Source organism: Actinoplanes teichomyceticus ATCC 31121 (genome assembly GCF_003711105.1).
Classification (GTDB): Bacteria; Actinomycetota; Actinomycetes; order Mycobacteriales; family Micromonosporaceae; genus Actinoplanes; species Actinoplanes teichomyceticus.
In genome coordinates this window covers 1,400,281-1,420,938 of sequence record NZ_CP023865.1, presented here as the reverse complement: position 1 = coordinate 1,420,938, position 20,658 = coordinate 1,400,281, and the positions used below count along the sequence as shown (strand labels likewise).

Below are 20,658 nucleotides of genomic sequence, written 5' to 3'. Positions count from 1 at the left end.
AGACGGACCGATGGATCTGCTGACCTATCCCTTCATGCTGCGCGCCCTGGCCGGCGCGCTGATCATCGGGCTGGCCGCCCCGGCGCTCGGCGTCTACCTGGTGCAGCGGCGGCTGTCGCTGATCGGCGACGGGATCGGCCACGTGGCGCTGACCGGGGTCGGCGTGGGCCTGCTCACCCACCAGTCGCCGGTGCTCACCGCGGTGCTGGTGTCGGTGGCCGGCGCGGTCGCCGTCGAGCTGGTCCGCGAGCGCGGGCGGACCTCCGGCGACCTGGCCCTGGCGCTGCTGTTCTACGGCGGCATCGCCGGTGGCGTGGTGCTGGTCGGGCTCTCCGACGACAGCAGCAACGCCAGCCTGATGCAGTACCTCTTCGGCTCGCTGATCACCACGTCGTCGCAGGACATCGCGGTGATCGCCGGGCTGGGGGCGGCGGTGCTGATCGCCATGCTGGTGTTCCGGCCGGCTCTGTTCGCGCTCTGCAACGACGAGGAGTACGCCCGGGTCAGTGGCCTGCCGGTGCGTACGCTCAACCTCCTGCTCGCGGTCACCACCGCGGTCACCGTGACCATCGCCATGCGTACCGTGGGCCTGCTGCTGGTCTCCGCCCTCATGGTGGTCCCGGTCGCCGCCGCCCAGCAGATCACCCGCGGGTTCCGGGCGACCATGGCGCTGGCCATGCTGATCGGCATCGGCGCGGCCGGCGCGGGCGTGGTGCTGTCCGGGCAGATCGACACCGCGCCGGGCGCCACCACCGTGCTGCTGGCGCTGGCCGCGTTCCTGCTCACCGCCGCGGCCGGCGCGCTGCGGCACCGGATGCGCCGGCGCACCGCCGAGCCCGCGGTCCGGCCGGAACCCCCGGACGTCGTGCTCCATGCCTGAGCCGGCCCCGGGCGCACCGGCCCCGGACGCCCCACGCGGTACGGTGGTCGGCACCACGACGGCCACCGGTTACGAAGCGTACGAGGCCGCGGGAGGCCTGCTGCGGGCGCTGTCCGCCCCGATCCGGATCGCCATCGTGGCGGAGCTCGGCGCGGGCGAACGCTGCGTGCACGATCTGGTCGCCCGCCTCGGCGCCCCGCAGCCGCTGGTCTCGCAGCACCTGCGGGTGTTGCGCGGAGCCGGCGTGGTGCGGGGTGTCCGACGTGGCCGGGAGATCGCATACTCCCTGGTGGACGAACACGTCGCGCACATCGTCGCCGACGCCGTCAGCCATGCGAGGGAGAACCGATTGTGAGCCCGGAGAGCAGCGCCCCGCGCAACACCAAGCAGCGAAACGCGGTGAGTGCCGTGCTCGCCGAGACCGAGGGCTTCCACAGCGCGCAGGACCTGCACGCGATGCTGCGTGACCGCGGCGAGCGGGTCGGCCTGACCACGGTGTACCGCACGCTGCAGGGGCTGGCCGACGCCGGCGAGGTGGACGTGATGCGCCCGCCCGGCGGCGAGCACCTGTACCGGCGGTGCAGTCAGGGACACCACCACCACCTGGTGTGCCGCTCCTGCGGGCGGACGGTCGAGGTGCTCGGCCCGGCGGTGGAGTCGTGGGCCGACAAGGTGGCCGGTGAGCACGGCTTCGTGGACGTGGCGCACACGCTGGAAATCTTCGGCACCTGTCCGGAGTGCGCCGCCGCGGGCTGAGTGCGAGGCTTGGCGCTTGTGAAGCTCTATGCCGACCGGGCGCCCACCGCCGTCCGCCAAGTGGTCACCGACGTCCTCGTCGTCGTCTGGGTGTACCTGTGGATCCGCGTCGCGATCTGGATTCACGACGTGGTGGAGAAGCTGGCCGTGCCCGGTCAGAAGCTGCAGGACGCGGGCAGCGGCATCGCCGGAAACCTGGCCGACGCCGGTGGCAAGGTGGGCCGGGTGCCGGTGGTCGGCGACGATCTCACCCGGCCGTTCGCCGGGGCCGCCGACGCCGCCCGCTCGCTGGCCGAGGCCGGCCGGCAGCAGCAGGAGCTGGTCGGGAAGCTGGCGCTGATCCTGCCGCTGATCGCCCTGGCGGCGCCGCTGGCCCTGGTGCTGTTCCTCTGGCTGCCGTTGCGGCTGCGCTGGATCCGGCGGGCCGCAGTGGCGCGGTCGGTGCGTGACCTGCCGGCCGGGCGGGATCTGCTGGCGCTGCGCGCGCTGGCGTCCCGCCCGCTCGGCGAGCTGGCCCGGATGGGCCCGGACATCGCGCAGAGCTGGCGGGCCGGCGACGCCGCGGCGGTCGACGCCCTGGCCGAGCTGGAGCTCAGGCGTCTCGGCCTGCGCGGTTCCCGCCGCTGACGCCGGAGTCGTCGTCCATGACGTAACCGTCCTTGTCGTCGTCCTCACCCCAGTTGCGGTGGGTGACCGGCAGGATCGCCCAGAAGGTGAGGAACCAGCCGGCGGTGACCACGCTCAGCGCCACCGCCCAGCGCCCGTCCAGCACGAAGTCGGTGACCAGCAGCACACTGGCGACCATCGACACCAGCATGCAGGCCAGCCCGCCGCTGGCCATCCGGTGCGAGTACCGGACCAGTTCCGGCTTGCGGCCCTGGCGGAACAGCGCCCGGTGGAAGGCCACCGGTGAGATGATCAGCGCGGTCGCGAACGCGGCGCTGATCAGGGCCACCATGTAGGTGTCCTTCTGGAAATCGGTGGCTTTCGGGAAACCGTTGGAGAACGGCAGGGTCAACAGGAACGCGAACAGGATCTGGACGCCGGTCTGCGCCACTCGCAGTTCCTGCAACAGGTCAGCGAAGTTGCGGTCCCAGCGCTGCTTCTCGCTCTCCTGCGGAGAGCGCCGTTTCTCGGGGGCCATGGTCTCGCGGCATTCCCGATGATCGGTGTGCTCAAACGCCGATCCGGGCCAGCACCGCGTCGCCCAGCTCCCGCGGCGCCTGTTCGGGCACCCAGTGACTGACCCCGCGCATCGCCACCAGCTGGTAGTCGCCGCGCACCCAGTCGGCGGTGCGCAGCGCGGCGGTCAGCCCGACCACCCCGTCCCGGTCGCTCCAGACGTACGTGGTCGGCACGGTGATCTCGCCGAGGTCGGCGATGTCCGTCGACCGGAACGCCCGGTACCAGTGCAGCGCGGTGGTCAGCCGTCCCGGCTCGCGCATCGCCTCGACGTACAACCGGGCCCGGTCGCCGATCGGCGCGAGCATTCTGCGCAGCACGAACGCGTCCGCGCCCAGCAGCAGCCGCTCGGCCCCCGCGCTGCGGAACACCGGGAAGTACGCGAACCGCGCCCGCTGGGTCGGCCGGACCCGCAGCGCCAGCAGCAGCGCCCGCGGGTGCGGCACCGAGATCGCGGTCAGCGTGCGCACCCGCTCCGGGTGCTTGCCGGCCACCAGCCAGCCCACCTGGGCCCCCCAGTCGTGCCCGACCAGGTGCACCGACTCCAGCCCCAGGGCGTCCAGCACCCCCAGCACGTCCGCGACCGCCTCGCCGATCCGGTACGCCTGCGCCCCGGACGGACGCGCGCCCGGGGAGTAGCCGCGCTGGTCCATCGCGTAGGTCCGCAGCCCGGCCGCGTGCAGCCGCGGCAGCAGCGGATCGAACTCGCGGCGGTCCTGCGGGAAGCCGTGCAGCAGCAGCACCGGCGCCCCGTCCGCCGGGCCCTGTTCGGCCACCTCGAACGTCAGGCCGCGCGCCTTGACCTCCATGTGATCGCTCCCTCCCTGTGCCGCGCCCCCACCAGGTGTTAGCGTCATCGAAGCACATCCACCGGAAGTCGCCCGCCTCGCCGGGCGGCCTTCGATCCGACAGGGGAGCGCACAGCGCTGAGAGTGCGGGAGATCCCGCAGACCCTCGTACCTGATCTGGGTAATGCCAGCGCAGGAAGTTCGGTCCTCTCCAGCCGCGTCGTGCCCGGGCACCGCCGCCCGGCAGGCGTGCGTCTCCTCCCGGTGCACACGCTGGGAGGCGTACATGAAGTCCACCAATCCGCACCGCTGGCGCACGATAGACATCGTGATCGCCTCCGTCGTCGCGGTCGCGTTCGGCGTCATCTTCTGGGCCTGGGACGCCGTCTGGGCCGCCACCGAGAACGCCTTCCTGTTCTTCCCGCCCGCGCAGGCGATCCTCTACGGGATGTGGTTCCTGCCGGCCGTGCTGAGCGGGCTGATCATCCGCAAGCCCGGGGCCGCGTTCTTCACCGAGACGGTGGCCGCGCTGATCTCGGCGCTGCTGGGCAACAAGTGGGGCGCCACGGTGATCGTCCAGGGCGCGGCCCAGGGCCTCGGCGCGGAGCTGGCGTTCGCGCTGTTCCGGTACCGGGTGTTCAGCCTCCCGGTGGGCCTGCTCTCCGGCGCGTTCGCCGGTCTGGTGGCCGCGGTCTTCGACTGGTTCGTCTGGACCTACGCCTACGAGCTGTGGAACTACCGGGTGCCCTACGCGCTGTTCACCGTGGCCAGCGCCACGGTCATCGCCGGCGCCGGCGCCTGGCTGCTGGTCCGCGCGCTCGCACCGACCGGCGTACTGGACCGGTTCGGGGCGGGCCGCGAGCGGGCCCTGATCTAGCCGATGTCCGAGGTTCGGCTGCGCGGGTTCGGGTGGCGGCACGCCGGCCGCCGGGCCTGGGCGGTTCGCGGGCTGGACCTGCGGATCGGGCACGGCGAGCGGGTGCTTTTGCTGGGTCCCTCCGGGGCCGGCAAGAGCACCCTGCTGGCCGCGCTGGCCGGGCTGCTGCCGGAGGACTCCGGCGAGGCCGAGGGCAGCATCGAGATCGACGGGCGGGAGCCGCGCCGGGCCCGGGACCGCACCGGCATCCTGTTCCAGGACCCGCAGACCCAGCTGGTGATGGCCCGCTGCGGCGACGACGTGGCGTTCGGCCTGGAGAACCGCGGGGTGCCGGCCGCGCAGATCTGGCCGCGGGTCAGCGACGCGCTGGACCGGGTCGGCTTCCCGTACCCGATCACTCGCCCCACCGGCGCGCTCTCCGGCGGCGAGGCGCAGCGCCTCGCCCTGGCCGGGGTGATCGCGCTGCGCCCCGGGCTGCTGCTGCTCGACGAGCCGACCGCCAACCTGGACCCGGCCGGCGCGGCGCTGATCCGGGAGGCGCTGAGCCGCTGGACCCGCGGGACGGCCGGCCCGGACCCCACGATGATCATCGTGGAGCACCGGGTCGCCGACGTGCTGCCGCTGGTGGACCGGGTGATCGTCATCGAGCCGGGCGGCGGCGTGCGCGCCGACGGCGCGCCCGAGGTGGTCTTCGCCGCCTACGGCGACAAACTCGCCGGCGAGGGCGTCTGGGTGCCGGGTTTCCGGGCCGCCCCGCGCAAGGCGCCGGCGGCGGCGACCACCGATCTGGTACGCGCCGAGCAGGTCGCCGTCCCGGGCCGGCTGCCCGCCGTGTCGCTGACCGCCGGGGCCGGCGAGGTGCTGGCGGTGACCGGTCCCAACGGCGCCGGCAAGTCCACCCTGGCGCTGCTGCTCGGCGGCCTGCTCGCGCCGGGCTCCGGGCGGATCACCGGCTTCGGCGACCGGCGGCCCCCGCACCGCTGGCGGGCCGCGACGCTGACCGCGCGGATCGGCTCGGTCTTCCAGAATCCGGAACACCAGTTCGTCACCGCCCGGGTCGCCGACGAGCTGGCGCTCGGCCCGCGCCGGCTCGGCAGACCGGCCGGCGAGATCCGGCGGATCGTGGACGAGCTGCTGCAACGGCTGCGGCTGGAGCGGCTGGCGCAGGCCAATCCGTACACCCTCTCCGGCGGTGAAGCGCGACGGCTGAGCGTGGCCACCGCGCTGGCCACCGCCCCGCGGCTGCTGGTGCTCGACGAGCCGACGTTCGGCCAGGACCGGCGGACCTGGCTGGAGCTGGTGGCGCTGCTCGCCGAGCTGCGGGCCGAGGGGCACGGCATCGTCGCGGTCACCCACGACACCGACTTCACCCGTACGCTGGCCGATCGGACCGTGGCCCTCGGCGAGCCGGCGCCGGAACCGCTTCCCCGGCGGCTGCTCCCATGACACGCCACCGGGCGGAGGACCGATGACGCTCGCCCTCGAACCCGTCGCCGACGCGTCCGCGCCGCTGGCCCGGCGTAACCCGGTCGCCAAGCTCGGCGCCGCGCTGCTGTTCGCGTTCCCGCTGGTCGCCACGCTGGACCCGGTCACCCCGGCGCTGGCGCTGGCCGTCGAGCTGGTCGCGCTGCCGTTCTTCGGGGTCCGCCCGCGCGTGCTCGCCCGCCGGGTCTGGCCGCTGCTGCTGGCCGCCGGCGGGGTGCTGATCAGCATGCTGCTGTTCGCCGCCGACCGTGGCGGCGCACAGCTGTTCGCGCTGGGCGGGCTGGACGTCACCACCGGTGTGCTGGCCGGCGCGGCCGGGCTGATCCTGCGCATGTTCGCGGTCGCCCTGCCCGGCATCGTGGTCTTCGCCACCACCGACCCGACCGACCTGGCCGACGCGCTGGTGCAGAACGCCAAGGCGCCGGCCCGGTTCGCGATCGGCGCGCTGGCCGCGTTCCGGCTGCTGCCGCTGCTGGCCGCGGAGTGGCGGATGCTCACCCTGGCCCGGCGCGCCCGCGGGGTGGACGCCGGGCGCAACCCGGCCGCCCGGCTGCGGCTGTTCGTCTCCACCGCGTTCGCGCTGCTGGTCGGCGCGCTGCGACGCGGGGTACGGCTGGCGGTGGCGATGGACGCGCGCGGATTCGACTCGGGGACGCCGCGCACCCACGCCCGGGTGCAGCGGTTCACCCGGGCGGACACCGCGCTGCTCGCCGGGGCGGTCCTGCTGTCCGCGGCGATCCTCGGCGCCACCGTGGCACTGGGCCTGTTCCGGCCGATCATCGGTTGACCCGTGTTCGCCGCGCGGCCACCGCATCGCCAGTGGTCGTTGGCCTGACCCGGCGAGGGTGACGCTCGATATTCGAGCGGACTTCCGTAGGAGCGCACCACATGGGTCACGGCCACGACCACGACCACTCGCACGAGACCGGCAGCGGCGGCGACCTGCCCGAGGCACTGGACCTGGGCATCCCGGACGGCGAACTGTCCCCGGCCGACACATCCCGCCGCAACTTCCTGCGCGGGGCCGGCCTGCTCGGCGCGGGTGCCGCGGCCGCGTCGGTCTTCGCCCGACCCGGCGCCGCGTCCGCCGCCGGGCTCCCGCACACCCACGACCACCGTGGCGGCGGCGACGCCCAGGGCGGCTTCCAGTGGCTCGCCGGCGACCACCACATCCACACCCAGTACAGCTCCGACGCGCAGTACCGGGTGCTCGACCAGGCCCGGCACGGCCACGCGTACGGCCTGGACTGGCTGGTGATCACCGACCACGGCAGCGCCACCCACGCCAAGATCGGCGTGGACAAGGTGAACCCGGACATCGTGAAGACCCGCGCCGAGATCCGTGACCTGCTCACCTTCCAGGGTCTGGAGTGGAACATCCCGGGCGCCGAGCACGCCACGGTCTTCGTCCACCCGGGCCGCAACGAGGTGGACGTCCTCAAGCGCTTCGAGAACACGTACGACGGATCGCTGCTGCCGGCCACCAACACCGCGGCGCAGAACGAGGCCATGGCGATCGAGGGCATCAAGTTCCTCGGCCGGCAGGTCCGCGACCGCAAGGTGGAGGCCGCGCTGTTCTTCGCCAACCACCCGGCCCGGCGCGGCATCGACTCGCCCCACGAGATCCGCAACTGGCGCGACGCCGACCCGAGCGTGGCGGTCGGCTTCGAGGGCGCGCCCGGCCACCAGGCCGCCGGCATCCCGGCCCCGAACGGACGCGGCGGCGCCCGTGGCTACTACGACAACAACCCGTCGGCCGCGTCGTTCCCCGGCTACCCGCTGGAGAGCTACCGCACCTGGGGCGGTTACGACTGGATGACCTCGACCGTCGGCGGACTGTGGGACAGCCTGCTCGCCGAGGGCAAGGCGTGGTGGATCACCGTGAACTCGGACTCGCACGTGGTCTACCTGGACCAGTCCGACCGGGGCCCGGGCAGCGACTTCGAGGCCGACGGCAGGTACCACGACCCGGTCTACACCGGCAGGACGCTGACCACGGCCGGTGACTTCTGGCCCGGCTACTACGGCCGGACCAACGTCGGCTCGACGTCGTTCTCGTACCGGGCGGTCATGGACGGCCTGCGCGCCGGCCGGGTCTGGGTCGACCACGGCCGCCTGATCAAGGGCCTGGACGCGCGGGTGCGCCGGACCGGCGACCGGCGGCGGCACACCGGCACCCCGCTCGGCGGCGTGCTGCAGGTCAAGCGGGGCACCTCCACCGAGCTGACCCTCGACATCGATCTGCAGGACACCCCGAACTGGGCGACGTTCATCCCGAAGCTGCAGCGGGTCGACGTGATCGTCGGCACGGTCACCGGCCCGGTGGCCGACCGGGACCGGTTCACCGCCCCGGACACCCGGGTGGCCAAGTCCTTCGAGATCTCCAAGACCACCGGCCGGGTGTCGCTCAGCTTCGACCTGGGCCGCCTGGACAAGCCGTTCTACGTACGGGTCCGCGGCACCGACGGCAACCGCACGCAGCCTGGCCTGATGGGTGCGGCGGTCGACCCGTACGGGCCGGCGCTGGACGTGGCCGGCGACGCCGACCCGTGGGGGGACCTGTGGTTCTACACCAACCCCATCTGGGTTCTGCCGCGATGACCGGCGGGAGCGCGCCGGCCGGGGTCGCCGTCTGCTCCGCCGGTGACGCTCCCGGCACGGCGATCCCTCCAGGCGGTGCGGCGGCCCTCTCCGCCGGTGCCGCTGTCCCTCCTGCCGGTGGGGCGGCCCTCTCCGCCGGTGCCGCTGTCCCTCCTGCCGGCGGCGCGGCTGCCGGTGGGGCGGCCTCTCCCGCCGGTGGGGATGCGCGGATCGTCGGGGTCAGCCTCGGGCACCGGACGCTGGCCGAGGCGGACCACTGGATCCAGCAGCTGGTCCCGGCCCCGGTGCTGGCCTGCACTCACCTGGTCGCGGTCCCGTTCCCGCACGTCGCGATCAGCCTGCTCACCGCGGCGCCCGTCGAGACCGTCCCGGAGCTGCGGGCGGCCGCGGAGGCGGCGGCCGGCGGCCCGGCCGGCCGGGCCGTCCTGTTCCCCGGCAGCAGCCGGCTGACCGGCGCGCTGACCGTGAGCGAGATCCTGCAGCGCAGCTCCATCGCCCGGGTGGAGGTGCTGGGCGGGGGCCCGGCCGACCCGGCGACGGTCGTCGACACCGGCGACTTCGTCCGCCCCCAGTTCCGTTGCGGCGAACTGGTCCTGGTCACGACGCCTGCGGCGGGCGGCCGGCTGATCCCGTTCGAGCGCCGCGACCCCACGCCCTGCTGCGCCAACCACTGAAGCGTGCCCGGCCCGGCCAACCGCCGGGCCGGGCACGCCGTCCGGCGGCTCTACGTACCGTGACCGGCGGGGTTCGCCGGGCGGCCGAGCCCCGCCGCGACGGTGTCGCCCCGGCCGCGGCCCCTCCCGGGCAACCGCGTGGGTGACCGGTTGAGTCGATCAATGCGCACGACTGGTCCAGTCGTTGAGCAACCCCCTGCCGGCGGGTTGCCCTACCCTGAAGGGAGGCGCGGCTTATGGGGGCAACCGTGGAAGCGAATCCCCCGATCGCACGGATCAGCATCGATGACCGGGCGCTGATCGAGGCGGCCAAGATCCTGGGCACGACGGACGCCGCAGAAACCGTCAATGCCGCACTGCGCGAGGTCGTCGCCATCCATGAGCGCGTGGCGGCCGTGGAGCGACTCGCCGGGATGGGGGCCGCGGACGATTTCGACGATTTCCTCGACAAGCGCAGTTATCGACAATGAACCGCCATTCTTCTGATCGACACGAGCGCATACATGCGCCTCGCCCGGGAGGCCACGCTTCAGGACTCCTGGGGTGACTACGTCAGGGCGGGCCTGCTGTCGATGTGTGAACTCACCGAACTGGAGATCTTCTACACCGCCCGATCCGCGGAGCACCGTGACCGGCTCGCGTCTGACCGCAGCTGCCCGCTCTCACCGTCGGCCCGGGCGTCGGCAACGCCCGGGCCGGGATCGGACGCACCGGGACGGTTTCGGGCCATCCGGCCGGAAACCCGGCCTTGGGCCGTAACCGATCAGAGAACGTAGTTTGCGATCATCTGGCTGAGCTGGCGGATGTCGACATTGCGCTTGAACTCCAGGCGGACCTTGCCGAGCCCGCTGAACCACAGATCCAGCTCGGTGTCCCGGTCGAAGCTTCCGGCGGTCTCCACCGAGAATGCCTGGATCTTCCCGTACGGCAGGGAGGTGAAGTCGGTCTTCGAGCCGGTGATGCCCTGCACGTTGGCGGCGATCAGGCGCTTGTTGGTGAAGACCACGAAATCGCGGACCGAGCGGAACGCGAAGATGACCTGCTCACCCTGCACGAGGAACGGGGCGACCTGCGGGATCAGCTCACCCGGGTCGCACGGGTTGAGCTTGAAGACGGAACCGTTGTTGAAGTCGATCACGGCGCGTGACCCTACCGTCCGAGCAACGTCGCGACCTCGGCGGCAAGCCTGGTGGTGGCCTCGATCTCGGTCTTGCGGGTGGACACGCTCTCCACGTTGAAGCCGTACGGCACGCCCAGGTGCTCGCAGAAGTCGCGCAGGTCACGGGCGATGTCGACGCAGTGCTTGTACGACTCGGCGAGCGGATCGCCGGCGTGCCGCAGCGAGTTCTCCAGCCAGCGGGGCACGTCGACGCCGAGCCAGCGCAGGAACTCCAGCGTCTTGAGCGAACCGCACAGCGACAAGGTGAAGATCAGTGTCCGAGGTTGCACATCGCGCGCCCGGCACTCGTAGTAGTAGTCGGAGATCAGGTTCTTGGTCTCGTTGACGTGGTAGACGACCTGGGAGATGAAGAAGCTCGCCCCGCGCTCCTGCTTGGCCAGCATCCGCAGGTGCTCCGCGCGCCGCTCACCGATGACCACCGCACCCAGCGGCAGCTCCGGGCGTGTCTCGGCACGCAGCTCCTGCGCCCGGCGCAGCCCGGTGCGGACCGCCTTGCCGCCGGAGGACGCGCCGACGAAGACGCTCAGCACCCGGCCGGGGTCCGCGGCGCGCATCCAGTCGCGCAGCTCGTCCTCGGCGTACTTCCCGACACAGCGGTAGATGATCACCGGTCGGGTCCAGGAGCTCAGGTGCGTCTCGTAGTACCGCGCCGGGTCCAGGGTGGCCAGGAAGGGGAACGGGCGCTGGTCCGGGTTGCGGTCCGACTCGTCGTCGATGTCGTACAGGATCAGCCCGTCCAGGTCGAGCGCCCGGAGCCGCTCCAGGGTCACCTCGGCGATCTCCTTGATCCGCTCCTCGGGGTGGCTCCGCTTCGGCGGCGTGATGCTGAACAGCAGCACACCGCTGCGCGTCTCGGAAAGCAGTTCCGGCAGTCGGGGACGAGTCATGGCCCCACCCTAGGGACCGGCGGAGCCGGTCCGGGTCCGGCGGGGGCCGGTTCCCGCTCCTCGAACGCCCCGCCCGCGCGCCCCGCGCCGCGGTCACCCCGCCCGCACGCCCCGCGCCGCGGTCACCCCGCCCGCACGCCCCGCGCCGCGGTCACCCCGCCCGCACGCCCCGCCCCGCGGTCACCCCGCCCGCACGCCCCGAGCCGCCCGGACATTCCGCGCGGGTCGATCCGCCGAACCTCCGGCCGCCCGGCGACCCGCGGGCTCGATCCGCACAGCTTCCGGACCCGCCCGGACAATGCGCGGGACCCCCGGGCCGCCCCGGCAGTCCGCGCGGGTCGATCCGCCGGACTCCCGGGTCGCCCGGAAGGCCACGGTGGTCGCGCGCCCCACCACCTCCGCCGCGCCGGGCCCGGCCGCCGGGGAGCCCGCGCTCACGGGACTCTCGGCCCTGACCCGGCCCGGCGCGGCCGGGCACGCTGGGGAGGGAGGGCACGCCGTGGAGAGCCGCTTTCCCCGGCTCACCGCCGAGGATCTGATCAACCTCGCCGCCGAGGGCCCGGACACGCCGATCCACGTCGCCGCCATCGCGGTGCTCGACGGCACCACCCTCGGCGACCCCGCGGGGCGGCCACGGCTCGCCGAGATCCGCGCGGCCGTCGAGGCGCGGCTCGCCCGTGTGCCCCGGCTGCGCCAGGTGATCCGCCCGAGCGGCCCGTTCGGCGGGCGCCCGGTCTGGGTGGACGCGCCGCGGTTCCGGATCGCCGACCACGTCGGCGTCGCCGAGCTGCCGCCACCGTACGACGAGGGCGCCCTCCTCCGGCTCGCCGAGCGGCTCCTCGTGCCGGTGCTGGACCGCTCCCGGCCACTGTGGCGGATGTGGCTGATACCGGGCCTGCCCGACGGCCGGATGGCGGTGATGTTCCTGCTGCACCACGTGGTGGCCGACGGGATGGCGGCGATCCGGATGGTCACCACGCTGCTCGGCGACACACCGCCCCACCCCGACCCGACCATCGGCCCGGGCCCCACACCCCTCCCCGAGACACCGCCCCACCCGGGCCCGACCATCGGCCCGGGCCCCACACCACTGCCCGAGAGCACGCCCCACCCCGACCCGAGCTGGCGGCCACGGCCGGCACCCCGCTGGCGGGCGCTGGTCGCCGACCGGCTGCGCGACCTGCGCCCCGCGCCGCCGGTACGCCGCACCGGCTCACCGCTGCCCGGGCTGCGGATGCTCGGCGCGGCCTGGCGGTCCCCGCGCACCTCGCTGAACGTGCCGCTCACCCCCGGCCGCCGCCTGGTCGTCCTGCCGTTCCCGCTGGCCGAGGCCCGGACGGTCGCGCACCGGTACGGGGCCACGGTCAACGACCTGATCCTGGCTCTCGCCGCCGGTGGCGTCCGCGCGCTGCTGCGGTCGCGCGGGGAGCCGGCCGACCGGTTGTGGCTGAACTGCACGGTCGCGGTGTCGCTGCGTGCCGGTTCGGCCGGGCCGGACGGCAACCGGACCGGCGCGATGCTCGTGCGCCTGCCGGTGGCGGCCGGCCAGCCCGCCGATCGGCTACGTGCGGTGACGGCGGCCACCGCCCGGGCCAAGGGCGAACAGTCGGTGACCGCGGCCAACGGCATCCTGGTGGCCCTGGCCCGGCTCGGCCTGGTGCGCTGGTTCAGTCGCCGGCAGCACGTGACCGCCCTGGTGGAGAGCAACATGACCGGGCCGGTGACGCCGATCCGGCTGCTGGGTGCCCCGGTGCGCCGGGTGATCGCGGTCGGGAACCTGGCCGGCAACGTGGCTCTCTCCGTGGTCGCGCTGTCCTACGCCGGGGAGCTCACCGTGACCGTGCAGGCCGGCGCGGACGGCTTCCCGGACCTGCCGACGCTGGTCGCCGGCATCCGGCAGGACTGGGCGACCCTCGCCGCGGGATGCCACCCGAGCGGCGCGGGCGGCGTGCCGGCCGGTGGCGGCCCGCGCGCCGGGGCGGCTGCCGGTGACCTGAGAGCCGGACGCAACCGGCGGCCGATGACCTGACGGCCCGGGGGCAGCCGGCGGCCGATGCAGAGCCGGGCGCAACCGGCGGCCCATGCCTGACGGCCCGGGGGCAGCCGGCGGCCGCCGCGGTCAGCCCGCGGCGTCGATCTCGGCCAGGTCAGCGCCGGTCAGAGCCAGTCCGGCGGCGGCGATGTTCTGCTCCAGGTGGGCCGGGTCGCCGGTGCCGGGGATGGCCAGCACGTGCGGCCCCCGGTGCAGGGTCCACGCCAGGCGTACCTGGTGCTCGGTCACCCCGTGCCGGGCCGCGACGCGCCGCAGCGCCCCGCTCTGCTCGCCGGCCGCGCCCGCCTCCCGCTGCCGGCCGGCGATGGCGAAGAACGGGACGAAGGCGATTCCCCGCTCCCGGCAGATCCGCAGCAGGTCGTCGTCGCGGCGGAGGTCGACGGAGTAGGCGTTCTGCACGCAGACCACCGGGGCGATCGGGGCCGCCACGTCCAGCTGCTCCGCGGTGATGTTGGAGAGACCCAGATGCCGGATCAGCCCGGCGGCCCGCAGGTCGGCGAGCGCCCCGAACCGCTCGGCGAGGGCTTGCGCCGGAATCTGCCGGGTGATCCGCAGGTTGACCAGGTCCAGCGTCGTCACGCCGAGGCGCCGCAGGTTCTCCTCGACCTGCCGGCGCAGCCGCGCCGGCGTGTCGGCCTCCGCCCAGCGCCCGTCCGGCCGGCGGTCCGGTCCCACCTTGGTCGCGATGAAGACCCGGTTCGGGTACGGCCTGAGCGCGGCCCGGATCAGCTCGGTGGCGTGTCGTACCGGCCCGGGTCCGGCGTCGATGATCCCGCCGGGCGTGCGGTAGAACGCGGCCGTGTCGATGTGGTCGACGCCCAGCTCGACGGCGCGGCGCAGCACCCGGATCGCCACGCCGGTGTCCGGGTTCGCGGTCAGCCGCATCGATCCGAGGCCCATCCGGTTGACGGTCCGGTCCCCGAGCCGCCACGTGCCGGCCATCGACGCATCGAGTCGTGTGGTCACCGGCAGACCGTAGGCGCTGGGCGCGCCCGCCGCCCTCGGCCGGTCATCGGATACCGGTTTGTCACCGTCACTGCTACTTTGTAGATCTCCCAGAGTGTTCCGGTCCGCCTGGGAGGATGGACGGCATGCTGGTTGCCTTTTCCGTCACGCCGCTCGGAGTCGGGGACTCCGTCGGCGACGCCGTCGCCGAGGCGGTGCGGGTGGTGCGCGCCTCCGGGCTGCCGAACCGCACCGACGCCATGTTCACCACCGTCGAGGGTGAGTGGGACGAGGTGATGGCCGTGGTCAAACAGGCGGTGGACGCCGTCGCCGCGGTCGCGCCGCGGGTCAGCCTGTCCCTGAAGGCGGATGTCCGGCCCGGCGTGACCGGCGCGCTGACCGCCAAGGTGGAGCACATCGAGCGGGTGCTCGGCGACTCATGAGACGCCTAGTGATGTGGGACATCGACTACACGCTGCTGCGCACCGGCGGGGTCGCGGCCCGGGCCTGGAGGACCGCGTTCACCGAGGTGACCGGCGTGCCGTGGCGGGACACCCCGGTCTTCGCGGGACGCACCGACCTGGACATCTGCGACGACGTCTTCGCCGCGCACGGGGTGACCGACTGCACCCCGGAACGGTTCTTCGCCCGCTACGTCGAGATCGTCGGCACGCTCCGGCACGAGTTCGCCCGGCACGGCGCGCTGATGCCGGGCGTGCGCGAGGTTCTCGGGCATCTCGGTGACCGCCCGGACGTGGTGCAGACGCTGGTCACCGGCAACGTCCCGGAGGTGGCCGCGGCGAAGGTGGCGGCGTTCGGGCTGTCCGGCTCGTTCGACGCCGAGGTCGGCGGGTACGGCACCGACGACAGCGTGCGCGCCACCCTGGTGCTCCGCAGCCTGCAGCGGGCGGAGGCGAAGTACGGCGAGCGGTTCCACCCGGTGGTGGTCGGTGACACGGTGCACGACGTGACCGCCGCGCTGGCCAACGGCGCGGTCGCGGTCGCGGTGGCCACCGGGTCCACGCCGGCCGCCGAGCTGGCCGCCGCGGGCGCGCACGTGGTGCTCCCGGACCTGAGCGACCGGGACGCGGCGGTCCGCGCTCTCACCACGTTCCGGGCGGCCTGAGCGGGACGGCTACGTCGGGCTGACCGGGTTGGGCAGGGCGCCACCGAAGCGGCGGTCGCGCTGGGCGTAGAGCTCGCACGCGTACCACAGGTGACGACGGTCGAAGTCGGGCCAGAGGGTGTCGAGGTAGACCATCTCCGCGTACGCCGACTGCCAGAGCAGGAAGTTCGACGTACGCTGCTCGCCCGACGGGCGCAGGAAGAGATCGACCTCGGGGACCTCGGGGTGGTAGAGGTACTTCGCGACGGTCTTCTCGTTCACCTTGTCCGGCTTGAGCCTGCCGGCCGCGACGTCGCGGGCGATGGCCGCGGCGGCGTCGGCGATCTCCGCCTGGCCGCCGTAGTTGACGCAGAACTGCAGGGTGAGCGTGCTGTTGTGCCGGCTCATCTCCTCGGCGGTCTGCAGCTCGGAGATCACGCTCTTCCACAGCCGGCCCGACCGGCCCGACCAGACCACCCGCACGCCCAGGTCGACCAGCTGGTCACGGCGGCGGCGGATGACGTCGCGGTTGAAGCCCATCAGGAAGCGCACCTCCTCCGGCGAGCGCTTCCAGTTCTCGGTGGAGAACGCGTACGCCGACAGGTACGGGATGCCCAGCTCGATGGCGCCCTCGATGGCGTCGAAGAGCGAGTGCTCACCCTGCTCGTGGCCCTTGGTGCGGGACAGGCCGCGCTCCTTGGCCCAGCGGCCGTTGCCGTCCATCACGAGCGCCACGTGACGCGGGATCGCCGCGGGCGGCAGCTTGGGCGGCCGGGCGCCGGAGATGTGCGGGGTGGGCGGACGCGGGCTCACGGTTTCAACTCCCGTCGGTCGACAAGCGGCAGCGAGCGTAGCGAGCGCTCCATGTGCCATTGCAGGTGGGCGGCGACCAGGCCGCTGCACTCCCGGCGCACCGAGGGCTCGGTGGCGTCGGCGACCGTCCAGTCGCCGATGGTCAGCGCGTTCATCAGGCCGAGGGTGGCCGGGCTGGGGTGGGCGGCGCCGGGCGGCCGGCAGTCCGGGCAGACCGCCCCGCCGGCCGGGATCGCGAACGCCGCGTGCCGGCCGGGTTCTCCGCAGACCGCGCACTCGGTGACCGCGGGCGCCCAGCCGGCGAACGTCATGGCGCGCAACAGGTACGCGTCGAGGACCAGGCTGCCGGCGTGTTCCCCGGCGGCGAGCGCCTTGAACGCGCCCAGGGTGAGCTGGAACAGCCGCAGCGCGGGCTCCCGCTCGACCGGGGTGAGCCGCTCGGCGGTCTCGCAGATGGCGCTGGCCGCGGTGTACCGCGGGTAGTCGGCGAGGAAGCTCTTGCCGTACAGCGAGAGGGCCTCGACCTGGCTGACCGAATGCAGCGAGCTGCCCACCCCCTCGGGCGACCCGGCCAGTTGCAGGTCGATGTGCCCGAACGGCTCCAGCCGGGCGCCGAAGCGCGAGGTGGTCCGGCGCACTCCCCGGGCGACCGCCCGGAGACGGCCGTGCCGGCGGGTCAGCAGGGTGACGATCCGGTCGCTCTCGCCCAGTTTCTGCACGCGCAGCACCACCGCGTCGTCACGGTAGAGATGGCGGCGGTATCCAGCGGGCACCATGCCATTCTGCCCGGTGCCTACGACAAACCCTGACCCGGATCTCAGGGTGGACTCCGGGACCGAACCGATGGTGCCGGGGCCGGCCCGGCAATAGCGTCGGGGCATGAGCGACTGCACCGCGCGGCACGTGGCCGGAGCGCATGACGAACCCGCAGGCGGGGGCCGCCCAGCGGCCCCGGCGGGCAGGCCCCGCATGAGCCGTACCGTGGCCCTGGTCCTGGCCGCCGCCTCGGTGGCCGCCCTGGCCGGCTGCGACGGTGTGGTCGGCGCGACGATGACCTTCGAGGACACCGAGCGGGCGAAGATCACCGACATCGTGGTCAGCGGTGGCAGCGGTGACGTGATCGTGACCACCGCCGACGTCACCGACACCCGGATCAAGCGGACCGTGCGCGGCGGCAACGGCTCGGGCCCCACCTACCGGATCGCCGGGACCACGCTGACGCTGCCCACCGAGTGCGGTTTCGACTGCCACATCGTGTACGAGGTGCAGGCCCCCACCGGGGTCAAGGTCCGCGGCGACCTGCGCTCCGGCAGCGTCAACCTGACCGGCGTCGGCGCCGTCGACCTGACCCTCTCCTCGGGCGACGTCATGATCGACGGCGCGAGCGCACCGGTGCGGGTCAAGGCCACCTCCGGTCAGGTGAGCGTGACCCGGGCGCCCGGCGCGATCCTGGAGGCCACGTCCGGCGACATCACCGCTCTGGAGATCAGCGGCCCGGTGCAGGCCCGGGTCACGTCCGGCAGCCTGGATCTGGAGCTGGCCGAGCCGGCCTCGGTCACCGCGTCGGTGACCAGCGGTGACCTCATGCTGCTGGTGCCCGAGGGCCGCTACCGGATCAACGACCACACCGCGGACGGCGACACGCACATCGACGGCCTCACCGAGGACCCGCAGTCGCCGAACGTCCTGGACCTACGCGCGCGCAGCGGCGACCTGACCGTCGGCACCCGGTAGGGCCGCGGGCGACGTCACGGCCGGTGCCGGGCGCGGCGGCGCGGGCGGCAACGGGGGGGCCGGCGCGGGGACCAGCGGGGCGGATCGCGCCTGCGCCCGGTGACCCGGAAGCAGCACCGGCCGCCGTCCGGCCGCCACGTCCTCCACCCAGCCGACCACCACCAGCACCGCGCCGAGCAGCACCAGCACCGCGGCCAGCCGCCAGCCCAGGCCGGTCGGCCCGGTGATCGGCAGCCCGTGCCGCTCCCCGAACTGGGTGACCGCGACCAGGATCGGGATGTGCCACAGGTAGATGCTCAGCGCGCGGGAGTTCAGCACGGTCAGCACCCGGTGGTCCCGGACCATCGGCGAGCGGCTCAGCGCGACCAGGACGAACGCCGCGGACCAGAGCGCGTTGCCGAGCGGGATGTCGTTCAGGTCGTACCCGCGGGCGCTGGGGTGGGTGACGGTCCAGGCGACTCCCGCCCCGGCCAGCGCGGCGGCGATCCCGAGCAGCCGTGCCGGCCGGATCCGCCGCAGCCACCCGTCGTGGTGGGCGAAGCCGAGCAGCCAGGCGCCGCCGTACAGGGCCAGGTCGTGGGCGACCGCCGGGAGCCGGGCGCCGCTCACCTCGCACGTCAGCAGAACCACGTACGGAATCAGCAGCGCGACCAGCGGTAGCCGCCGGAAGATCGGCAGCAGCAGCGGCGAGAGCAGCACGAACCACAGGAAGTCCCGCAGGTACCAGGCGTGGCTGAGGCTCTGCATCCACCAGCCGGTGGCCTGCGGGTCGGCCAGCGGGAACCCCCACAGCAGCAGGTGCACGTCGAACGGGGTGCCGGCGATCAGCATCGCCGGCACCGCGACCACCAGGGTGAGCACCCAGAGGGAGGGCAGCAGCCGGCGCAGGCGCCGCTCCACCGCCCCCACCCCGAACCGGTCCAGCGATGCCGCCATCAGCGAGCCGGCCAGCGCGAACATCACCGACATCGCCGGGAACACGATGGTCAGCGCGCTCCAGCCGGTCAGGTGATAGATCACCACCCGGACGGTGGCGATCGCGCGGAGAAGGTCCAGGTACCGGTTGCGCATGGCCAACGGTGTTACCCGCCCCGAGGGCCAAAGCGCAAATCCTGGTGATCTACCCCATAGTCAAAGAATGTCCAATTATCGAACTAAAAGCCGAGCTTGCGAAGCTGCTTCGGATCCCGCTGCCACTCCTTCGCGACCCGGACATGCAGATCGAGGTAGACCTTCGAGCCCAGCAACCGCTCGATCTCCACCCGCGCCGTGGAGCCGACCTCCTTGAGCCGGGCCCCGCGAGCCCCGATCACGATCGACTTCTGGCTGTCCCGCTCCACGTAGATGTCCGCGAAGATCCGGGTCAGGTTGCCCTCGACCAGCATCTCCTCGACGATCACCGCGATCGAGTGGGGCAGCTCGTCGCGCACCCCCTCCAGCGCGGCCTCCCGGATCAGCTCGGCGATCAGCACCTGCTCCGGCTCGTCGGTCAGCACGTCGTCCGGGTAGAGCTGCGGCGACTCCGGGAGGTAGCGCACCATCACGTCGGTCAGGATCTCCACCTGATGCCCGGACACCGCGCTGACCGGGACGATCTCCGCAAAGTCGTACAGTTCGGAGATCGCCAGCAACCGCTGCGCCAGCGTCTGCGGGTCGACCAGGTCGACCTTGGTCACCACCGCGATCACCTTGGCCTTGAGCTCGCTGATCTCGGCCGAGATGAACCGGTCGCCGCGCCCCACCGGCTCGTCCGCCGGGAAGCACACCCCGATCACGTCGACCTCGCTCCACACCTCGCGGACCAGGTCGTTGAGCCGCTCGCCGAGCAGCGTCCGCGGCCGGTGCAGACCCGGCGTGTCGACCAGCACGAGCTGCGCGTCCGGGCGGTGCAGGATGCCCCGGATCACATGCCGGGTGGTCTGCGGCTTGTTCGAGGTGATCGCGATCTTCTGGCCGACGATGGCGTTGGTCAGCGTCGACTTGCCGGCGTTCGGCCGTCCGACGAAACAGGCGAAACCAGCGCGATAGACGCCGTCGTCCCGGCGGTCCGGCGACGCGGCCTTGTGCCGGTGCAGGCGCGGTTTCCGCTCCGTACGACCATCCGGCACACCCGGCTTGCCGACACGACCCGGACGCCCCGCCGCCTCGTCCCGGCCCGGCGCGGCAGCCTGCCCCCGGCCGCCGGGCACACCGGCCCCGCCACGGCCGGCACCGGGCTCGTCACGCCGGCCGGCGCCGCCCCGGCTCGTGCCGGCGCGCTCCCCCCGCGTACCGGGAAAGCCGCCGGACCGACCACCGCGCGACCCGGAGGCCGCTCCGCCGGCCGCGCCCCGCTCCCCGGACGCGCCGCCACGCGCCCCGCCCGGCTTGCGTCCCCGCGGCTCGGCGCCCTGCTGCTCGGCGCGACGGGCGGCGCGGCGCTCCTGGCGCCGCAGCTCGTTGCGCTCCCCCGGCGTCAGCCGCCGCTCACCGTCCGCCGCCCGCTGGCCCGCATCCGGCCCGCCGCCGCCCGCGGAACGACGCCGCTCACCGTCCGCCGCCCGCTGGCCCGCATCCGGCCCGCCGCCGCCCGCGGAACGACGCCGCTCACCGTGTGGTCGCTGGCTCGCGTCCGTCACGCCGTGCCTCCTGCCGCCACCCGCGGAGAGATGCCGCCACCGGCGGCCGGGGAAGGATCGCAGACAACCGGGGAGCCGGG

General features: G+C 73.6%; 23 protein-coding genes and 1 riboswitch. Of the genes, 14 read left to right on the top strand and 9 right to left on the bottom strand.

Features of this window, described 5'->3' with window-relative positions:
• Positions 1 to 10: 10 nt before the first annotated feature.
• Genes ACTEI_RS06475 through ACTEI_RS06460 form a run of 4 tightly spaced genes read left to right on the top strand, consistent with a single transcriptional unit; the run spans position 11 to position 2,263 of the window.
• The gene (locus ACTEI_RS06475; protein ID WP_122976804.1) at positions 11 to 880 is read left to right on the top strand and encodes a metal ABC transporter permease; all 870 of its coding nucleotides are present in this window, start codon (positions 11 to 13) and stop codon (positions 878 to 880) included.
• Entirely contained in the window at positions 873 to 1,235 is a 363-nt protein-coding gene (locus ACTEI_RS06470) for an ArsR/SmtB family transcription factor (protein ID WP_239082649.1), read from the top strand. Before ACTEI_RS06475 ends, ACTEI_RS06470 begins: the two co-directional genes overlap by 8 nt.
• Complete coding sequence (locus ACTEI_RS06465) at positions 1,229 to 1,636, top strand: Fur family transcriptional regulator (protein ID WP_372443299.1); 408 nt, start codon at positions 1,229 to 1,231, stop codon at positions 1,634 to 1,636. Before ACTEI_RS06470 ends, ACTEI_RS06465 begins: the two co-directional genes overlap by 7 nt.
• An 18-nt stretch (positions 1,637 to 1,654) precedes the next feature.
• Positions 1,655 to 2,263 (top strand): hypothetical protein, encoded by a 609-nt coding sequence (locus ACTEI_RS06460; RefSeq protein ID WP_122976801.1) that lies wholly within the window; start codon positions 1,655 to 1,657, stop codon positions 2,261 to 2,263.
• Here the strand turns inward: ACTEI_RS06460 and ACTEI_RS06455 are convergent.
• Together ACTEI_RS06455 and ACTEI_RS06450 are read right to left on the bottom strand one after the other, a co-directional pair.
• Positions 2,229 to 2,780: a DUF6328 family protein gene (locus tag ACTEI_RS06455; protein ID WP_122976800.1), complete on the bottom strand. Its 552-nt coding sequence runs from the start codon at positions 2,778 to 2,780 to the stop codon at positions 2,229 to 2,231. The genes ACTEI_RS06460 and ACTEI_RS06455 overlap by 35 nt on opposite strands.
• A gap of 31 nt (positions 2,781 to 2,811) precedes the next feature.
• Positions 2,812 to 3,627 carry an alpha/beta fold hydrolase gene (locus tag ACTEI_RS06450; protein WP_122976799.1) on the bottom strand — a complete coding sequence of 272 codons (816 nt, stop codon included), beginning with the start codon at positions 3,625 to 3,627 and terminating at the stop codon, positions 2,812 to 2,814.
• A 91-nt stretch (positions 3,628 to 3,718) separates the two neighbouring features.
• A riboswitch (TPP riboswitch) is annotated at positions 3,719 to 3,823 on the top strand.
• Between the two features lie 69 nt (positions 3,824 to 3,892).
• Between ACTEI_RS06450 and ACTEI_RS06445 the strand changes: the two genes are divergently transcribed.
• The 6 genes from ACTEI_RS06445 to ACTEI_RS06420 all read left to right on the top strand — a co-directional run bounded on the left by ACTEI_RS06445 (position 3,893) and on the right by ACTEI_RS06420 (position 9,713).
• Positions 3,893 to 4,483 (top strand): ECF transporter S component, encoded by a 591-nt coding sequence (locus tag ACTEI_RS06445; protein ID WP_122976798.1) that lies wholly within the window; start codon positions 3,893 to 3,895, stop codon positions 4,481 to 4,483.
• Between the two features lie 3 nt (positions 4,484 to 4,486).
• Positions 4,487 to 5,929: an ABC transporter ATP-binding protein gene (locus tag ACTEI_RS06440; RefSeq protein WP_122976797.1), complete on the top strand. Its 1,443-nt coding sequence runs from the start codon at positions 4,487 to 4,489 to the stop codon at positions 5,927 to 5,929.
• Between the two features lie 22 nt (positions 5,930 to 5,951).
• Positions 5,952 to 6,755: an energy-coupling factor transporter transmembrane component T family protein gene (locus ACTEI_RS06435; RefSeq protein ID WP_122976796.1), complete on the top strand. Its 804-nt coding sequence runs from the start codon at positions 5,952 to 5,954 to the stop codon at positions 6,753 to 6,755.
• A 101-nt stretch (positions 6,756 to 6,856) separates the two neighbouring features.
• Complete coding sequence (locus tag ACTEI_RS06430) at positions 6,857 to 8,569, top strand: PHP domain-containing protein (protein ID WP_122976795.1); 1,713 nt, start codon at positions 6,857 to 6,859, stop codon at positions 8,567 to 8,569.
• Entirely contained in the window at positions 8,566 to 9,243 is a 678-nt protein-coding gene (locus ACTEI_RS06425) for a hypothetical protein (RefSeq protein ID WP_239082648.1), read from the top strand. Before ACTEI_RS06430 ends, ACTEI_RS06425 begins: the two co-directional genes overlap by 4 nt.
• A gap of 248 nt (positions 9,244 to 9,491) precedes the next feature.
• Positions 9,492 to 9,713, top strand: coding sequence for a type II toxin-antitoxin system VapB family antitoxin (locus ACTEI_RS06420; protein ID WP_239082647.1), 222 nt, complete (start codon positions 9,492 to 9,494; stop codon positions 9,711 to 9,713).
• Positions 9,714 to 10,006: 293 nt separating this feature from the next.
• Here the strand turns inward: ACTEI_RS06420 and ACTEI_RS06415 are convergent, their stop codons facing one another.
• Together ACTEI_RS06415 and ACTEI_RS06410 are read right to left on the bottom strand one after the other, a co-directional pair.
• Positions 10,007 to 10,381, bottom strand: a complete 375-nt coding sequence (locus ACTEI_RS06415; RefSeq protein ID WP_122976794.1) for a PH domain-containing protein — start codon at positions 10,379 to 10,381, stop codon at positions 10,007 to 10,009.
• 11 nt (positions 10,382 to 10,392) lie between these two features.
• Entirely contained in the window at positions 10,393 to 11,310 is a 918-nt protein-coding gene (locus ACTEI_RS06410; protein WP_122976793.1) for a methylenetetrahydrofolate reductase, read from the bottom strand.
• Between the two features lie 499 nt (positions 11,311 to 11,809).
• Here ACTEI_RS06410 and ACTEI_RS06405 point away from each other — a divergent pair, with 499 nt between their 5' ends.
• Positions 11,810 to 13,339 carry a wax ester/triacylglycerol synthase domain-containing protein gene (locus ACTEI_RS06405; protein WP_164465859.1) on the top strand — a complete coding sequence of 510 codons (1,530 nt, stop codon included), beginning with the start codon at positions 11,810 to 11,812 and terminating at the stop codon, positions 13,337 to 13,339.
• Positions 13,340 to 13,429: 90 nt separating this feature from the next.
• Here the strand turns inward: ACTEI_RS06405 and ACTEI_RS06400 are convergent, their stop codons facing one another.
• Complete coding sequence (locus tag ACTEI_RS06400; protein WP_122976791.1) at positions 13,430 to 14,305, bottom strand: aldo/keto reductase; 876 nt, start codon at positions 14,303 to 14,305, stop codon at positions 13,430 to 13,432.
• 149 nt (positions 14,306 to 14,454) lie between these two features.
• On the opposite strand from ACTEI_RS06400, the gene ACTEI_RS06395 reads away from it, so the two are divergent.
• Positions 14,455 to 14,751 carry an MTH1187 family thiamine-binding protein gene (locus tag ACTEI_RS06395; protein WP_122981953.1) on the top strand — a complete coding sequence of 99 codons (297 nt, stop codon included), beginning with the start codon at positions 14,455 to 14,457 and terminating at the stop codon, positions 14,749 to 14,751.
• On the top strand, positions 14,748 to 15,434 hold the full coding sequence (locus ACTEI_RS06390; RefSeq protein ID WP_239082644.1) for an HAD family hydrolase: 687 nt from the start codon (positions 14,748 to 14,750) through the stop codon (positions 15,432 to 15,434). Before ACTEI_RS06395 ends, ACTEI_RS06390 begins: the two co-directional genes overlap by 4 nt.
• A gap of 9 nt (positions 15,435 to 15,443) precedes the next feature.
• On the opposite strand, the gene ACTEI_RS06385 is transcribed toward ACTEI_RS06390, so the two are convergent.
• A complete protein-coding gene (locus ACTEI_RS06385) occupies positions 15,444 to 16,226 on the bottom strand; it encodes an isoprenyl transferase (RefSeq protein WP_122976789.1) in 783 nt (260 codons plus the stop codon).
• Positions 16,223 to 17,002: a DNA repair protein RecO gene (recO, locus tag ACTEI_RS06380; protein WP_122976788.1), complete on the bottom strand. Its 780-nt coding sequence runs from the start codon at positions 17,000 to 17,002 to the stop codon at positions 16,223 to 16,225. Before recO ends, ACTEI_RS06385 begins: the two co-directional genes overlap by 4 nt.
• A gap of 193 nt (positions 17,003 to 17,195) precedes the next feature.
• Between recO and ACTEI_RS06375 the strand changes: the two genes are divergently transcribed.
• Positions 17,196 to 17,960 carry a DUF4097 family beta strand repeat-containing protein gene (locus ACTEI_RS06375; protein WP_122976787.1) on the top strand — a complete coding sequence of 255 codons (765 nt, stop codon included), beginning with the start codon at positions 17,196 to 17,198 and terminating at the stop codon, positions 17,958 to 17,960.
• Here the strand turns inward: ACTEI_RS06375 and ACTEI_RS06370 are convergent.
• Together ACTEI_RS06370 and era are read right to left on the bottom strand one after the other, a co-directional pair.
• Positions 17,919 to 19,031: an acyltransferase family protein gene (locus ACTEI_RS06370; protein ID WP_122976786.1), complete on the bottom strand. Its 1,113-nt coding sequence runs from the start codon at positions 19,029 to 19,031 to the stop codon at positions 17,919 to 17,921. The two genes, ACTEI_RS06375 and ACTEI_RS06370, sit on opposite strands and share 42 nt — an antisense overlap.
• Before the next feature lie 83 nt (positions 19,032 to 19,114).
• Positions 19,115 to 20,035 carry a GTPase Era gene (gene era / locus ACTEI_RS06365; protein ID WP_122981952.1) on the bottom strand — a complete coding sequence of 307 codons (921 nt, stop codon included), beginning with the start codon at positions 20,033 to 20,035 and terminating at the stop codon, positions 19,115 to 19,117.
• Between the last annotated feature and the right edge of the window lie 623 nt (positions 20,036 to 20,658).

Coding starts and splice junctions, on each gene's coding strand:
- ACTEI_RS06475 (WP_122976804.1), top strand. CDS start 11: ATGGATCTGCTGACCTATCCCTTCATGCTGCGCGCCCTGGCCGGCGCG.
- ACTEI_RS06470 (WP_239082649.1), top strand. CDS start 873: ATGCCTGAGCCGGCCCCGGGCGCACCGGCCCCGGACGCCCCACGCGGT.
- ACTEI_RS06455 (WP_122976800.1), bottom strand. CDS start 2,780: ATGGCCCCCGAGAAACGGCGCTCTCCGCAGGAGAGCGAGAAGCAGCGC.
- ACTEI_RS06450 (WP_122976799.1), bottom strand. CDS start 3,627: ATGGAGGTCAAGGCGCGCGGCCTGACGTTCGAGGTGGCCGAACAGGGC.
- ACTEI_RS06445 (WP_122976798.1), top strand. CDS start 3,893: ATGAAGTCCACCAATCCGCACCGCTGGCGCACGATAGACATCGTGATC.
- ACTEI_RS06440 (WP_122976797.1), top strand. CDS start 4,487: ATGTCCGAGGTTCGGCTGCGCGGGTTCGGGTGGCGGCACGCCGGCCGC.
- ACTEI_RS06435 (WP_122976796.1), top strand. CDS start 5,952: ATGACGCTCGCCCTCGAACCCGTCGCCGACGCGTCCGCGCCGCTGGCC.
- ACTEI_RS06430 (WP_122976795.1), top strand. CDS start 6,857: ATGGGTCACGGCCACGACCACGACCACTCGCACGAGACCGGCAGCGGC.
- ACTEI_RS06425 (WP_239082648.1), top strand. CDS start 8,566: ATGACCGGCGGGAGCGCGCCGGCCGGGGTCGCCGTCTGCTCCGCCGGT.
- ACTEI_RS06410 (WP_122976793.1), bottom strand. CDS start 11,310: ATGACTCGTCCCCGACTGCCGGAACTGCTTTCCGAGACGCGCAGCGGT.
- ACTEI_RS06400 (WP_122976791.1), bottom strand. CDS start 14,305: ATGGCCGGCACGTGGCGGCTCGGGGACCGGACCGTCAACCGGATGGGC.
- ACTEI_RS06395 (WP_122981953.1), top strand. CDS start 14,455: ATGCTGGTTGCCTTTTCCGTCACGCCGCTCGGAGTCGGGGACTCCGTC.
- ACTEI_RS06390 (WP_239082644.1), top strand. CDS start 14,748: ATGAGACGCCTAGTGATGTGGGACATCGACTACACGCTGCTGCGCACC.
- recO (WP_122976788.1), bottom strand. CDS start 17,002: ATGGTGCCCGCTGGATACCGCCGCCATCTCTACCGTGACGACGCGGTG.
- ACTEI_RS06375 (WP_122976787.1), top strand. CDS start 17,196: ATGAGCCGTACCGTGGCCCTGGTCCTGGCCGCCGCCTCGGTGGCCGCC.
- ACTEI_RS06370 (WP_122976786.1), bottom strand. CDS start 19,031: ATGCGCAACCGGTACCTGGACCTTCTCCGCGCGATCGCCACCGTCCGG.